The sequence below is a fragment of the Peribacillus sp. Bi134 genome, assembly GCF_918698065.1.
In the GTDB taxonomy this organism is placed as follows: domain Bacteria; phylum Bacillota; class Bacilli; order Bacillales; family DSM-1321; genus Peribacillus.
In genome coordinates this window covers 522,071-536,239 of record NZ_CAKKLN010000001.1, presented here as the reverse complement: position 1 = coordinate 536,239, position 14,169 = coordinate 522,071, and the positions used below count along the sequence as shown (strand labels likewise).

Genomic DNA, 14,169 nt, shown 5'->3' with positions numbered 1-14,169 from the left:
ATTACCCCCTATTTTTGATCGCTGCCAAAAAAGCCCGCATTACTTGTTCGGCTGAAAATTCCAACAATTCAACTCCTCTTTCCATAGCTTCCTTTAATGGCATGGGAGCGTTCACCAAACTATGAACACTCGTTATTCCGTGGTCATATAAAACTTCAATACCTGTTCCGATCGATCCAGCCAAAACAAATACCGGAATACCATGCTTTTTGGCTTCTTGTGCTACTCCCATGGGTGTTTTGCCTGAAGCAGTCTGGTAATCGATTTGGCCCTCACCGGTAAAGACACAATCGGCACCGAACAATTTTTCACCCAGTTTCGTATACTCCATGACAATATCTATGCCCCTTTTTGTTTCTGCACGGAAAAAGGCTTGAAATGCACCTCCAATTCCTCCTGCTGCACCAGCACCTGCTATATCATGCAAGTGTATGCCTGTTTTGATTTCCACCAAATCAGCCCATGATGATAAAGCTTTATCAAGCATTTCAACCATGTCAGGAGTCGCCCCTTTTTGAGGTCCGAATACCCTTGATGCCCCATCTGGACCGACTAACGGATTTTGGACATCCGAGGCAATCAAAAATTCGGAATCCGCTATTCTGGAATCAAAATCCTCTGTATTAATGTCTGATATCCGTGATAATTCGGCACCTCCGTATCCCAGAGTTTTACCTTCTTCATCAAACACCTTCATTCCCAAAGCCTGGAGCATACCGACACCGCCATCGTTGGTAGCGCTTCCACCAATCGCTAAAATGAACTTTCGACAGCCATCATTCAATGCTTTTTGAATAAGCTCCCCTGTCCCGTATGAAGTAGTGATCAATGGGTTCAACTCAGCTGGATCGATTAGGCACAGACCTGATGCGCTGGCCATTTCAATCACGCATGTTTCCTGATCGCCCAATATTCCATATGCTGCCTGAACGTCTTCAAGTAAAGGTCCTTTAACGGTCACTTCAACTTTTCGTCCATTTGTAGCTGCAACAAGACTATCCATCGTGCCTTCCCCGCCATCCGCCGCAGGAACCAATTCTGTCTCCGCATCCGGCAGTGCCTTCCTGACTCCTCGCTCAATAGCTTTTGAAGCTTCTGTTGCTGATAAACTTCCTTTATAGGAATCTGGTGCAATAACAATTTTCATGCTCAGTTCCCCTTTGAATATATTTTTATATCAATTTAATTATAATCTTCAGAAATATTTTAATCATCGTTCATTCTAAACGAAAATTAGTATGACATATTGGATTTTTTTGGCTATACTATATATAAAAAATGATCTTTCTGGAAAGTTTTCTGTTATTTTCCCATTTTCCTAAAGTATAAGATAGCTAAAGGTTTAAACTATCGACAATCCCCCTTTACATGAAAAATCATAGCTTGTTTGCATGAAATATGATCACCATTCTGTTAGCAAATAAAAAAAATCTAGAAGGATGACTTGAATGCTGACCCAAGAAATTGCAATGGAAATTGTCAAACAAACCACCAATAGACTTAACAGAAATATTAATATTATGGATGATAAAGGAATCATCATCGCTTCCGGAAATCATGAACGCATCGACCAATTGCATTTAGGAGCAATGGAAGTACTGAAAACGGGAAAGCCGTTAATCATTCCCGAAACTGATCGTCATCAATGGGTAGGTGTCCTTCCTGGAATTAATTTGCCTATTAATTTTCAAAATGTAATTATAGGAGTCATCGGGATCACCGGAGATCCGACTGAACTTTTGGAATTCGGCGAATTGGTGAAAATGATAACGGAAATGATGCTTCATCAAGCTTTTATGGCGGAACAACTCGAATGGAAACAACACTTGAAAGAATTGGTATTTGAAGACTTATTAAAGGAAGATATCAATCAGCATTCGATTGATCAGAGACTTGAACTGATTGGAATGAAATTAGAACCTCCCTATCAAGTGGGGGTAATGGAAATGAAATTAAATCCGTTAAATAAGAATGAGCTGATTCAAATGACTGAAACTGTTTTTGGTTCCCATCAACCCCTTGTTGGGTTCCTGAATGTGAATCGGGTTTTCATTCTCACTACGGCGCTTAGCGGAAATAACATTGACAAATGCCTGGATTCAGCCATCAAAAAATTTAAAGCAAAAGGCTTCGTTATACGAATCGGTTTGGGCTCTATTGTGGATAAGGAATCATACATCGTCCACTCTTTCCGCGAAGCTGAAGCGGCACTTTTACTAGGTGAAGCCGATCAAGCTTTAACTAGATATACTGATGTGGAAACAAAAGCACTGTTGGAAAGGATAGATGAGCGGACCAAACAGCAATTTCAGGAAAGAATTTTAGGCAGCTTATCCGAAAAGTTGATTGAGACTCTGCAACAATTTTTTCTTAGTAACTTAAATATTGGGGAATGTGCAAAAAGAATGTATATCCATCGTAATTCCCTTATATACCGATTAAAAAAAATCAAGGACATTACCGGATATAATCCACAGGTGCTGCATGATGCCATAACTTTACAGTTAGCCATTTGGGTAAGCCAATCGAAAAGGAGAAGTTGAAAGAAATTGTGAGAACAATATTGCCTATTTAAATTATTTTCGTTCCATCCCTATAAAAACCTTGCGTTGGAATTCTGTATAATTGATCGAATTACCGAGTAGATTAAAAATACATGATTTTTTTTGCATATCAGGAGGGATTGAATGAGTGGCATCGCAAATCTTTTAATTATCCTTGGATTTACCGTAGTTTTCATCATTATCATCGTTTTGGTCTTACTATTACTTTATATGATTTTCTTTGACCGAATGCAGAAGCATCATGCAATTTTAAGGAATTACCCGGTCCTTGGGAGAATACGATACTTTCTGGAAAAAATCGGACCTGAGATGCGGCAATATTGGTTTAACAGTGATAACGAAGGAAAACCATTTTCCCGCGATGACTATGAACATATGGTAAAAAGTTCAAAATATTTACGGGATGTCATAGGTTTTGGCTCAAAACGGGATTTTGATGAAGAAGGCTTCTTTGTTAAAAATAGCATGTTTCCAAAATTGGCCGAAGAAGAAAAATATGATCGTGAAACTAAAGTGACGACGAAAAGATACATTCTATTGAAAGACCCGCTTTTCTCACAACGAGAAGAAAAATGGGAAGATGAAATATCCTCTGCATTCTTATTGGATGATGAGGACGCCGTGATCATCGGCCCAAACACTAAGAATCCCTTTCGACTAAAAGGTCTTATCGGCATGTCCGCCATGAGTTATGGCTCTTTGGGTAAGAACGCAATCACTGCACTTTCTGAGGGGTTGGCTGCAGCAAAAGGCACATGGATGAATACAGGTGAAGGCGGACTGTCTCCTTATCATCTAATCGGCGGTGTCGATATAATCATGCAAATCGGTCCAGCCATGTTTGGAGTTCGTGATAGTAACGGCGAAATGGATTGGGATGAGTTAAAAAGAAAAAGTGAAATACCCCAAATCAAAGCATTTGAAATCAAATTGGCTCAAGGTGCCAAAACTCGCGGAGGGCATATCGATGCTGAAAAAGTGAATCCGGAAATCGCTGAAATCCGTAAGGTCATTCCGTATAAAGCAATTGATAGTCCGAATCGGTTTCATCAATACCATGACGTAAAATCCATGTGTGATTTTATCGAAAAAATCAGAAAACATACAGGAATCCCGGTCGGTATCAAAATGGTCATCGGCGGCACTGACAGTGTTGAAGAGCTTGCTAGCTACATGAAAGAAACCGGGAAAGGTCCGGATTTCATTTCATTGGATGGCGGTGAAGGCGGCACGGGTGCATCTTATCAGGAATTGATCGATAGCGTAGGCTTGCCGATAAAATCCGCTTTGCCGATTTTAGTATCGACATTGGAAAAATACGGTGTACGCAATCGCGTTAAAATCATCGCCTCCGGTAAATTGTTCACGCCTGATAGAATTGCGATAGCCCTAGCCATGGGAGCAGACCTTGTAAACATAGCTCGAGGTTTCATGATTGCGATAGGATGTATACAGACGATGAAATGCCATTCCAATGCTTGTCCTGTCGGAGTAGCCACCACTGATCCGGAATTGCAAAAAGCGCTTGTCATCGATGAAAAGAAATACCGCGTTGTTAACTTTCTTGTAACCCTTAGAAAAGGACTATTTCGAATCTCAGCCGCTGCTGGTTTAGATTCGCCTATCCATTTTCAACCTAAGCACATTAGCTATAAGGACGATAAAGGAATTGTCACATCCCTTGAAGATATTATGAATGAAGTTAAGGGACAAATAGGTGTCAGGCAATGAAAAATCCACCGCTCATGTTGATGGGTGGTGGATTTTTCTTGAAAACAATTGAATGAAGACATTATAGGCTGCAAAAATGTATCAGGCATGTAATGGGAATATCTCCACTTTTCCCTTCTCCATTAGCTCCCCATGGCGATAATAAACATTAGCTGCAGCAATTTAAGCAGTTTTAGATGACATGAGCTAAAATCAGTTTCGATACGTTGTCATCTAAAATATCAAATGGATTGATAATACCATTTGCCATCACGTTTAAACTTTCTGCATTGGTCATTTAAAAGAAGGTATTCTAGGTGTGCCAATGTTTCACCAACTGCAAACCTGGTCTCGTGAATGGACAGATTTCTAAATAAGATCTGGCAAGCACTATTTACTGAAATCGGCTCTTTCATGTTTTCATGAATAATATGCAAACGGTCCTGATGGTGTTCCAACAATTCAAAAATTCTTTTATTGGCATTTTGAAACGGTTTCCCATGTGACGGGATGACATATTCAACGTCCAGCTTTTGTATTTTTTTCAAAGAATTAAAAAACTCTTCCAATGGGTTGCTGAAACCTTTAAACCAATAAGAAATATTTGGAGATATCCTGGGCAATATATGATCTGTCGAAAAAAGGACACTTTTTTCCTTATTGTATAAGGAAATCAGGCCATCAGAATGTCCCGGCGTGAAAATCACTTCATACTCATATTTGCCAAAGTGCAGTATCATTCCTTCTTCAAGATGATGATTTACGGTAGGATAGGGTTTTACTTGTGGCATGAATCCGCTTTCGTCACTGGATAAGGCCACGGATAAATCGTCTTCCATACCACATGCTTTATAATTTTCTTTAAGCAGATTCAGCGAATCCGCTTCCCAATACGTAGTTCCCGCATGTTCATCCACTTGTGTCATCCAAACATCCGCACCGGTCAATTGTTGTATTGTCCCTGCATACCCGAAATGATCAGGGTGATAATGGGTGATTATAATATCGGTAATATCGTGTTTTTCGATAATCGGGTTCCATAAATCCCTTGTCGTTTTGTTATTTAATCCCGAATCAATGATTGTCCACCCTTTTTCACCTTCCGCTAGGAAACAATGGACATGATCCAACCTAAAAGGCAATGGAATGGTAACTTGAGTTACTTTCAGTTCATTCAGCAAGAATAACTTCCCCTTCCGATGTAACTTCATTTACATAAAACAAAAAATCGAAATTGCTAAAAACAAAACATTTAAGTTTATTAAATAAATGTATATCATTAATCAATTCGACGAATTTTTTCAATTTCCTGTTATCAATATCCAGAGCCAGCGATTAAAATCCAGAAGCAAAGCCTAGGGGCATTGGTTAAATCAAGAAATAAAAAAAACCGCCATTAAAATTTATGGCGGCACCTCGTTTTACATATTTTCCTCGATTGTTTGAACAAGGATAAAAAGAAAATGATAGATTAAATTAAAAGCTTCCTCTAATGTCATGTCTTCTCGGAATCCTTTTATGTTATCCAAGGCTAAATTCACATCCCATAGCCCGTCGCCCTGGTTAAACATTAAACTGAACGAACCTATTTCAGCTTGAAGTTCCTTAGTTAAATACGTTTTTAAAACTTCTCCCATTTTTTTCTGGAATTTCAATCCGAACATCGCGTTATACGTACCAAAAACATCATCGACTTCTAAAGAAAGTGCCTCAACACCGATTAATTCGAACCATTGTGATTCAAAGTAAAGGAACTCATCTTTGTTATTTTTCAAATACTCGATCGGTTGTGATAAAAATGCAGAGTTCTCTTCAGAGATTAACTCTTCGCTCTCTTTATTACTTCGCTCCATATAAGCATCTGTAAAACGGGATGCATTTTCTTTTTCCACTAAAATGATATCATCGGCGATTAATTTATGCTTTTCAACATAATCCTTTTCTTCTTTAAATAACTCAACCTTGTTTTCGATTACGGATTTTGATATGTATGATTCCATTTGTTTTTTTAGCATGATATGTCCTCCTAGTATCTTTTCAAGCTTTCGCAATATCAATCATAGCATATTCACTATAGATAAAATAACTTTGTGAAAGAAATTACAATATCAGTTGTGGCAATCATTTCGTGTCTTCGATATAGTAGTGGTAAGCGTTTATACATATGAGAGAAATGAGATGTTGAATCATGCAAAAAATCATTGTAGTTGGTGCAGGAATTTTGGGAGCTTCCACTGCCTATCAGTTGGCTAAAAATGGGGTTGAAGTGATCATTATTGACCGACAAGATATCGGTCAGGCAACATCTGCAGCTGCAGGAATCGTTTGCCCTTGGATTTCGCAAAGACGCAACCAAGCTTGGTATCTCCTTGCCAAAAATGGTGCGGCTTTTTATCCGGGTTTAATTGAAGAACTTGAACGGGACGGGGAAACCGAGACTGGGTATGCCCAGGTAGGAGCTATAAGTTTACATACCGATGAAGATAAACTGAATGCCATGAAGAACCGGGCTGCAAAACGGAAAGAAGATGCACCGGAGATCGGGACGATCACAATACTTTCTGCAGAGGAAACACGTGCCTTATTTCCGCCTCTTTCCAGTGAATATGCAGCCGTTCACGTGAGTGGTGCCGCCCGGGTGGATGGACGCGCACTACGTGATTCCTTATTGCGGGCATCACAAAAAAACGGTGCAAAACTTATGTATGGTGAGGCCATACTTACATATAACGGTGCACAAGTGACAGGTGTAACACTGGGAGATGAATTCATATCTGCCGATAAAGTGATTGTTTGTGCTGGCGCTTGGGCACCGCAATTACTGAAGCCACTCGGCGTGAATTTTCAAGTCACCTTCCAAAAGGCTCAAATCATTCATCTGGAAACGCCAAATGACAATACTAATGACTGGCCTGTAGTCATGCCTCCCAGTGATCAATATCTTTTGGCTTTTGATAATAATAAAATCGTTGCTGGGGCGACTCACGAAAATACGGAAGTTTTCGATACTCGAATGACCGCAGGAGGACTCCAGGAGGTTTTCGATAAAGCCTTACAAACCGCTCCCGGTTTGACAGATAGTACGTTTGTTGAAGCAAGGGTCGGATTTCGTCCATTCACTCCGGGATTCCTTCCGGTCATGGGTCCTTTGCCTGACTGGGAAGGAATAATCGTAGCCAATGGTCTTGGAGCATCCGGTTTAACAATGGGCCCATATATAGGCTCACTATTGGCAAATCTCGCACTTGATAGAAAAATCGAAATCGATATAGAAAATTATGATGTCAGAGGTGCTCTATAAATTTAGCTTCCCATTACCTAACTTGCTGTATGAACTTCGACTGATCTGAAAATTACTAGATCAGTTTTTTTTCAAATGGTCCTTTTCATAAGAAAAATCAAGGACCTTTAATGGGTCCTTGATCCAGACTGTAGACAAACTCGAGGAAAATCGAGTTTGTCTATTTTTTATGGCTTGTACAATTTGGACGTTAATTTACACTCCAGGCACTCGCTTTCCGCGGGCGGTTGGGGAGCCTCCTCGGCTTTCGCCTGCGGGGTCTCCCCTAGACGCACTTTTCCCGCAGGAGTCTCGTACCTTCCGTTCCAATCAACTTTGCTTTAACTCTTAGATAGAACACTTTTGCCTAGGGTCATTTTTGTTTTAAAATAGAAGTATTAAAACTTGAGGTGATGAAGATGCTTTCTAAACATGATTCTATTCAGCGAGATCAACTTGAAATGATTACTTTAGATCAACTGGTGCCGGCGAACCATTTGGTTCGTAAAATGGAGGCTTCCATTGACTTCACTTTCATTTATGACTTGGTGAAAGATATGTATTCAAAGTTAGGACGCCCAAGTATTAATCCAGTATTTTAGTTGAATTGACATTTATTCAATGTACATTCGGTATTCGTTCCCTGGGTAAACGATTAATATGGCTTACCGCTGGTTCTTAGGCTATGGTTTTCATGATAAAGTACGTCCTACTCCACGTTCGGAAAAAATCATGCTGATCTTTGAAATGAAAAAATAAGATTCTTCTATTTCAAATTATTTTCATTTATTTATTAATATCTGATTCACTTACTTCTTCATAAATAACTTTTAACTCTTCAATAGTAAGTGATTTTAAAAATTCCTCTAGTTCATCCATGTTAATGCCTCCTATAATAAAGAACATTTGTTCTTATTATAATCTCCAAAATATCACTAGTAAATAGTTAATTTTACTATTGAGCATACAGCCCCCTATTTAACCAACGGTCATTCCCTTTGAAAAATAGTGCTGTAACATCTTTTTCATTTGCTCTTTATTTGCTGCAAATTGCTTATGACGATGACCATTTCCTCCAGATGGATGAGGAAATCCTAGAAGCATGTTGTTAGCATCCAAATAATTCTGACCTGCTAAATAATTTAAGACCTTGGAAACATTAACGCCTAAAGGAATAATAAGCGGGCTTTCAATCGTACCTATTTCGGCAGCAAATCCCTCCATTATATTTTTTTTAAGCAACTCGGTCTTTAATATGTTCGGAGTTGTTCCACTGTAGTTTTTACCGTTATAAAAAACTGGATAGGTTAAAACAGAGGTAGTATGAACGAGGTGATTTGCTTCGTTAAAAAGATCCAGTGCGGACGATATGTTTAAGTATGTGTGTAATCCAAGCTCATCTAACATTTGAATCAAATTTTTTCTCATCGTTCCTTCAAAACTGGGATTCTTTTTTACTTCGTTCAGGATCTCTTCATCACTATGTATGTGCCCTTTTGCATTATTTACTGTTGAATAAGATTTTTTCATTTGATGTAATCCAGGAGTGATTCCGACAATCACCACTTTGGCCCGTTCATTTACATATTCAAAAGGTGCGTAATAGATTTCGAGCTTCTTCTTTTCATCTCTTTCAAGCAAAAATTGCTCGCTCAGTATCATTTCATCGGTATAGGCAGCAGGTAAAGCATTAATTAAGTTTTTAAATTGCGTAAAATTAGAAAAATTAGCGATCCCCATAAAGTACTATCCCCTCTTTCTATATATTTTGGCCATATCAGTATATCAGAAATTCAGTTTCGCACCGAACATTGGAGCATTATGAATCTTTTTGAATCCGTATATTCCTTAACGGAAATTGAAAATACTAGTCGTTTATAAAGTGTTGTTTGATCTCTCCATCATGATAAAAACGTAATGTAGTATGCCTGATACCGTACTTAAAAAGTTTTACTCAGACGAGATAAAGTTAAAAGAATGAACCTTTTCAAAAAAAAAGATAAATTGCTTTCCAACCCTTGGGTTGAAAAGAATTTATCTTAAAAATGGTATTTGGGGATGAAAAAAATTTGGGTTTACAAAATGAAACTATTGATTGAATCTTCCGCGCTGGCGAAGCAATTCACGATTCAGGTTCGGATCTTTTTCAAATGCAGCGCGGCCGTGAAGCCAAAATATATTGTTGACGACAACTAAATCTCCAACTGGCAGTTCCAGTTCAAGTACACTTTCATCGTTTTCTAATGAATTGGATAAATCGCGTAAGTATTTGGCTTGTTCAATCGAATCAGGATAAACAAATTGATCGATAAAACATATACCAGGTTTGTTATTATGATTGAAGAATGTTAATCTTTCAATTTCCTGATCAATGTTCTTGCTTTTCGGTGCCTTATACGTGAATTTCTGGCTTGATAATGGATGATTTACATACATATCAAGCTCTTTCCAATCGTCTAGGTGCAATAAGCGTGATTCGCCACCGCGGGCATTTTTTTCGATCATCTTCATCATCAGTAACCAGTCCGTTGGTTCATCAACAAAGGTTCCGTCCGTATGAAGTGTAAATAAACGATAGGCCTGACGCAAATATGAATCACTGCTATCCGTGTCTTGAACACTAAAACGGGCATAATATTTTCCTGACATGGCATCATGGTTTGGAGTTCCGAGCAAGTATGAAATGGCCGTTGCAAAAATGACATATTCATCTGTATTCTCCGTGACACCCTCCAAGCCAAGGGTGAAGCCGCCGGATTCCCGATCATGAACGATGTTACGAAGCAATTCACCAAAGTCTTCCCCCACTTGATCCAAAAGATATGAAGCAATGATGAGTCGTGCATATGGCGTATATTCCAGATGTTGAACAGACTGATTATCCTTGGATACCGTTTCTAAAAAAGCAGCAATCGCCTCTTTTGAAATTTCAATATGATATAAACGGCTGGATTGAGGATGAACTTTCACCTCGTATTTTTCTGTTTTCCTTTCAAACTTCGCTCTCTTTTTTTCTGCAATGTTCATGAATGATTCCTCCTGTTATTTGTAATATAGGTGACAAAGTTAACAGGAATTATAAAAAGCCAGTCGCACATGATCCCCAAATAAAATGGGAATCCAACTGTACAACTGGCTTATATTCACTTCACTGCTCTATGCAAATAGAGTCACAGCGAATATGCAGTTTATGTATGATTTATTTTTCCTGTTTCCAATCATTAAGATCTTTACACGATTCTGAAAAGGTATTTTCCAAAAGGTGTTAATGTCATAATATTGGCTTAATTACATTAAAACGTTTTCCCGTAAAAATGTCAACATCTTTTACAAATTATTCTGATAAATCATTTTACTAACTTGGTAGTTTCGTTTTTTCTGCCGCTTTAATTTGCTGAAAATGGAGATCCAGGTCCTTCAAGGCAGCAATCAATGCATTAGCCGCTTTCCCCCGATAATAAGATTGAATCGATTCTATCGCTTCATCAACACCATCATTTAAACTGATCCCTTTTAATAAACGCCCAATAAATTCCCGTCCATGCTCTGTTGCCAGAGTACAGGAGGCTTCCAGGACAACCCCATATTTAGCATCGACTTCCGCGGTGATGGTCAATGTTTCAAAGACACTTTTCGCTGCCATCCCTTGAGGTAAACGTGCATGACCTGCAATAAAAATTGTTTTACCATTGAACATGAGGCCTCTTCCTCTCTTTAACGAATTTTATTTTGTAAATGCCGCTTCCAATAAGTGTGATTGTTCCGGAATGCGGTTAACAACCTCTTTTCCAATTTCAATTGATGCTGTTGCTGCAGGTGACGGTGCATTACAAACATGAATGGTCCGTTTCCCCATTATAATATGAAAATCATCCACCATATTACCATCATCCTGTAACGCCTGTGCCCGGACTCCGGCAGGTGCAGGGATTAAATCATCTTCTTGAATTTCCGGAATCAATTCCTGCAGGCTTTTCGTAAATTGCTTTTTACTAAAAGAACGGACATATTCATCCATCCCTTCCTTCATGAATTTACTGGCCAGTTTCCAAAAACCTTTATAGCTTAAAACTTCAGTTAAATCCTTCGCATTGAAGTCAGTTTTTTTATAACCTTCACGTTTGAAACTTAGTACAGCATTTGGGCCAGCATCTACTTCGCCGCTAATCATCCGTGTGAAATGAACTCCTAAAAATGGGAATTTCGGGTTAGGTACCGGATAAATTAAATGATTGACAAGAAAGCGCTTTTCGGGCTTCAATTTAAAATATTCACCGCGAAACGGGACAATTTTCATATCAGTTTTATACCCCGCAGCTGCTGCGATACGGTCACTGTGCAATCCAGCGCAATTAATGACTATCCTTGCTTTTATTGTCCCGTTGTTCGTAGCGATGATGACTTCATCAGAATCCTCGTCAATCTTCTCCACCTTTGTATTCAGCTTGATTTCACCGCCGTTGCCTCGGATGATATCCGCCATCTTTTCACTTACCTGACGATAATTGACGATGCCGGCTTGCGGGACGCGAATCGCTCCAAGTCCATTAACATGCGGTTCAATTTCCTTTAACTCTTCCACACCGATTCTTTGGATAGCTAGCTCATTTTGTAAACCGCGTGAAAATAAATCATCAAGAAGGGGCAACTCTTCTGGTTTTGTTGCAACAATGACCTTACCGCAAATATCATGATCAATTCCATGCATCCTACAGAATTCCGTCATTGATTTGCTTCCTTGACGGGCAAACCGTGCTTTGAAACTGCCTGGTTTATAATAAATTCCTGAATGGATGACGCCGCTGTTATGCCCCGTTTGATGATCTGCAACAACAGCCTCTTTTTCAATGACTACCACTTTAGCATTAGGAAACCGCTGATAAAGGGCCATTCCCGTCGATAAACCTACAATTCCCCCGCCAACAATTGCGAAATCATACACAATTAACACTCCTTTTATTGATGATTATTAGTATTCAGCAACTCCATATACGTAATTAAATTGTTCTTAGTCCGTAAGATGTGAAATTCTACTGCTGCCCTTAGTTCTGCAGGATCCCCTCTTAGTGCCGCTTCATATATCATCCGGTGTTCCCGTTGCGTTTCTGGGTAATAATCAATCAGCAAATTCGGCGCAATGGGTGAGATACCCAACGTTTCTACCATTTTTTGAACTCTTGGCCACGGGCACCCTTTTCGGAGGGTTTCATGAAAAGCCGCATTCAAAAGGATATAATGTTCATTGGTTTCATCAGATAACTGAATCCCTTCCATTTCAATCAAAATTCCCTTTAATTTTTCTTTATCCTCCTTTGTTAAATAAGGAAGCGACTTTTCTACAGCAAGGCCTTCAAGCAGAGACCTGGTATGATAAATTTCTTCAATATCATCCCGGGTAATCGGTGTGACGATTGCTCCTTTATGAGGAACCATTTCCACCAACCCCTCCATTTGAAGTTGTGTAAGGGCTTCACGAATGGGCATTCTGCTTACTTCCAGGCGATCTGCCCACTCCTCTTGAATGAGTCGCTCCCCCTTTTTCAACGTCCCATTCAAAATCGCCTTCCTAAGACTTTTCGTTACATTTTTTACGATTGTAGATTTATCTCTTTTAGAATTAGCATTATCCAATTCAGCGTCCACCTTTCGATATTGGATACAATTTAAACTATATCAACTATATAAAGCGATTACAATACTAAATTTTTAATATATTGTATCCAATTTAAATTACACTGGATACAATAAATAGGGTAAACAACTAATTCACATCTGAATATAAATTGGTTCCTCCATTTATATTTAACTTCAATTCACAAAATCCAAACCAGGAACTAACGCCAAAACTTTCCAAAAAATCTCATCATTATGATATCATTATTGTGGTATTCAAATTTATTTAAATAAGGGGTTGCTAGTTAATGAGTAAAGAAGTCTACATGATTGGCGAAATAAGGACTAATAATTTCACCGATAAAAATCTTTTCGAGAAAACCGGATCCCTTTGGAGCAAAACAAATGATTATAATATTGAAAATGATATGAAATATGGGATATACCATCAGTACGAAAGTAACTATCGTGGAGATTATACATTAGCTATAGCCACCGAAACCCCCGTATCGAATGAAAATTTTGTCATTCCAGATCAAGAATACGCGGTGTTTGAGTGTTTACAAGATGAACATTCCATAGGTGAAACCTGGAAAAAGATATGGCAGCTGGAGGAAGAGAAAAAAATGAACAGGAAATATAGCCTGGATTTTGAAAAATATTACCCTGATGGAAAAGTGGAAATACATATTGCGGTTTTATAAAAAGAAGCTACTATGTGAAATAAACCCATAATGGCTATACAATTTAGCTAGCCTTAAGGGCATGAATCGGTCCCCCACCGAGACTCATGCCTTTTTATTTCAGCTTTGTACCCTAGGGATTAATCACGTTATATTGTTCAGTTCATTATAGAGTAGTTTTTTCGGGAAGAACTTCCCTTAAATCAAGTTTTTTGTATCAGGATGCATTAATATCTTATCTGAAGGCTTCAACCGTGATAAAATCAAACAAATATAGTTATCATAATTCATCTATAAAATAGGAAATTGGCAAAAAGTC

12 protein-coding genes and 1 pseudogene are annotated in these 14,169 nt (G+C 38.6%); 5 read left to right on the top strand and 8 right to left on the bottom strand.

The window, feature by feature from the left end:
* Position 1: 1 nt before the first annotated feature.
* The gene (locus LQ188_RS02525) at positions 2 to 1,147 is read right to left on the bottom strand and encodes a glycerate kinase (RefSeq protein WP_230175933.1); all 1,146 of its coding nucleotides are present in this window, start codon (positions 1,145 to 1,147) and stop codon (positions 2 to 4) included.
* 301 nt (positions 1,148 to 1,448) lie between these two features.
* Between LQ188_RS02525 and LQ188_RS02520 the strand changes: the two genes are divergently transcribed.
* Both LQ188_RS02520 and LQ188_RS02515 read left to right on the top strand, forming a co-directional pair.
* The gene (locus LQ188_RS02520; RefSeq protein ID WP_230175932.1) at positions 1,449 to 2,543 is read left to right on the top strand and encodes a sugar diacid recognition domain-containing protein; all 1,095 of its coding nucleotides are present in this window, start codon (positions 1,449 to 1,451) and stop codon (positions 2,541 to 2,543) included.
* 144 nt (positions 2,544 to 2,687) lie between these two features.
* Complete coding sequence (locus tag LQ188_RS02515) at positions 2,688 to 4,295, top strand: FMN-binding glutamate synthase family protein (RefSeq protein ID WP_230175931.1); 1,608 nt, start codon at positions 2,688 to 2,690, stop codon at positions 4,293 to 4,295.
* A 221-nt stretch (positions 4,296 to 4,516) separates the two neighbouring features.
* Here LQ188_RS02515 and LQ188_RS02510 read toward each other — a convergent pair whose 3' ends face one another.
* Both LQ188_RS02510 and LQ188_RS02505 read right to left on the bottom strand, forming a co-directional pair.
* Entirely contained in the window at positions 4,517 to 5,455 is a 939-nt protein-coding gene (locus LQ188_RS02510) for an MBL fold metallo-hydrolase (protein WP_230175930.1), read from the bottom strand.
* A gap of 240 nt (positions 5,456 to 5,695) precedes the next feature.
* Positions 5,696 to 6,289: a branched-chain amino acid aminotransferase gene (locus LQ188_RS02505; protein ID WP_101222207.1), complete on the bottom strand. Its 594-nt coding sequence runs from the start codon at positions 6,287 to 6,289 to the stop codon at positions 5,696 to 5,698.
* 173 nt (positions 6,290 to 6,462) lie between these two features.
* Between LQ188_RS02505 and LQ188_RS02500 the strand changes: the two genes are divergently transcribed.
* Entirely contained in the window at positions 6,463 to 7,575 is a 1,113-nt protein-coding gene (locus tag LQ188_RS02500) for an FAD-binding oxidoreductase (RefSeq protein WP_101222208.1), read from the top strand.
* A gap of 398 nt (positions 7,576 to 7,973) precedes the next feature.
* Positions 7,974 to 8,288, top strand: a pseudogene (locus LQ188_RS02495) (transposase); the annotation flags it as partial.
* A 244-nt stretch (positions 8,289 to 8,532) separates the two neighbouring features.
* Here LQ188_RS02495 and LQ188_RS02490 read toward each other — a convergent pair.
* The 5 genes from LQ188_RS02490 to LQ188_RS02470 all read right to left on the bottom strand — a co-directional run bounded on the left by LQ188_RS02490 (position 8,533) and on the right by LQ188_RS02470 (position 13,185).
* Positions 8,533 to 9,294, bottom strand: coding sequence for a uracil-DNA glycosylase family protein (locus LQ188_RS02490; protein ID WP_230175929.1), 762 nt, complete (start codon positions 9,292 to 9,294; stop codon positions 8,533 to 8,535).
* A 348-nt stretch (positions 9,295 to 9,642) separates the two neighbouring features.
* The gene (glaH, locus tag LQ188_RS02485) at positions 9,643 to 10,581 is read right to left on the bottom strand and encodes a glutarate dioxygenase GlaH (RefSeq protein ID WP_230175928.1); all 939 of its coding nucleotides are present in this window, start codon (positions 10,579 to 10,581) and stop codon (positions 9,643 to 9,645) included.
* Between the two features lie 328 nt (positions 10,582 to 10,909).
* Positions 10,910 to 11,251: a DUF3870 domain-containing protein gene (locus LQ188_RS02480; protein ID WP_230175927.1), complete on the bottom strand. Its 342-nt coding sequence runs from the start codon at positions 11,249 to 11,251 to the stop codon at positions 10,910 to 10,912.
* Between the two features lie 27 nt (positions 11,252 to 11,278).
* Positions 11,279 to 12,496 (bottom strand): L-2-hydroxyglutarate oxidase, encoded by a 1,218-nt coding sequence (gene lhgO / locus LQ188_RS02475; protein ID WP_230175926.1) that lies wholly within the window; start codon positions 12,494 to 12,496, stop codon positions 11,279 to 11,281.
* A gap of 14 nt (positions 12,497 to 12,510) precedes the next feature.
* Positions 12,511 to 13,185, bottom strand: coding sequence for a GntR family transcriptional regulator (locus LQ188_RS02470; RefSeq protein ID WP_133346415.1), 675 nt, complete (start codon positions 13,183 to 13,185; stop codon positions 12,511 to 12,513).
* A gap of 290 nt (positions 13,186 to 13,475) precedes the next feature.
* Between LQ188_RS02470 and LQ188_RS02465 the strand changes: the two genes are divergently transcribed.
* On the top strand, positions 13,476 to 13,871 hold the full coding sequence (locus LQ188_RS02465; protein ID WP_230175925.1) for an effector binding domain-containing protein: 396 nt from the start codon (positions 13,476 to 13,478) through the stop codon (positions 13,869 to 13,871).
* The last annotated feature ends 298 nt before the right edge of the window (positions 13,872 to 14,169 follow it).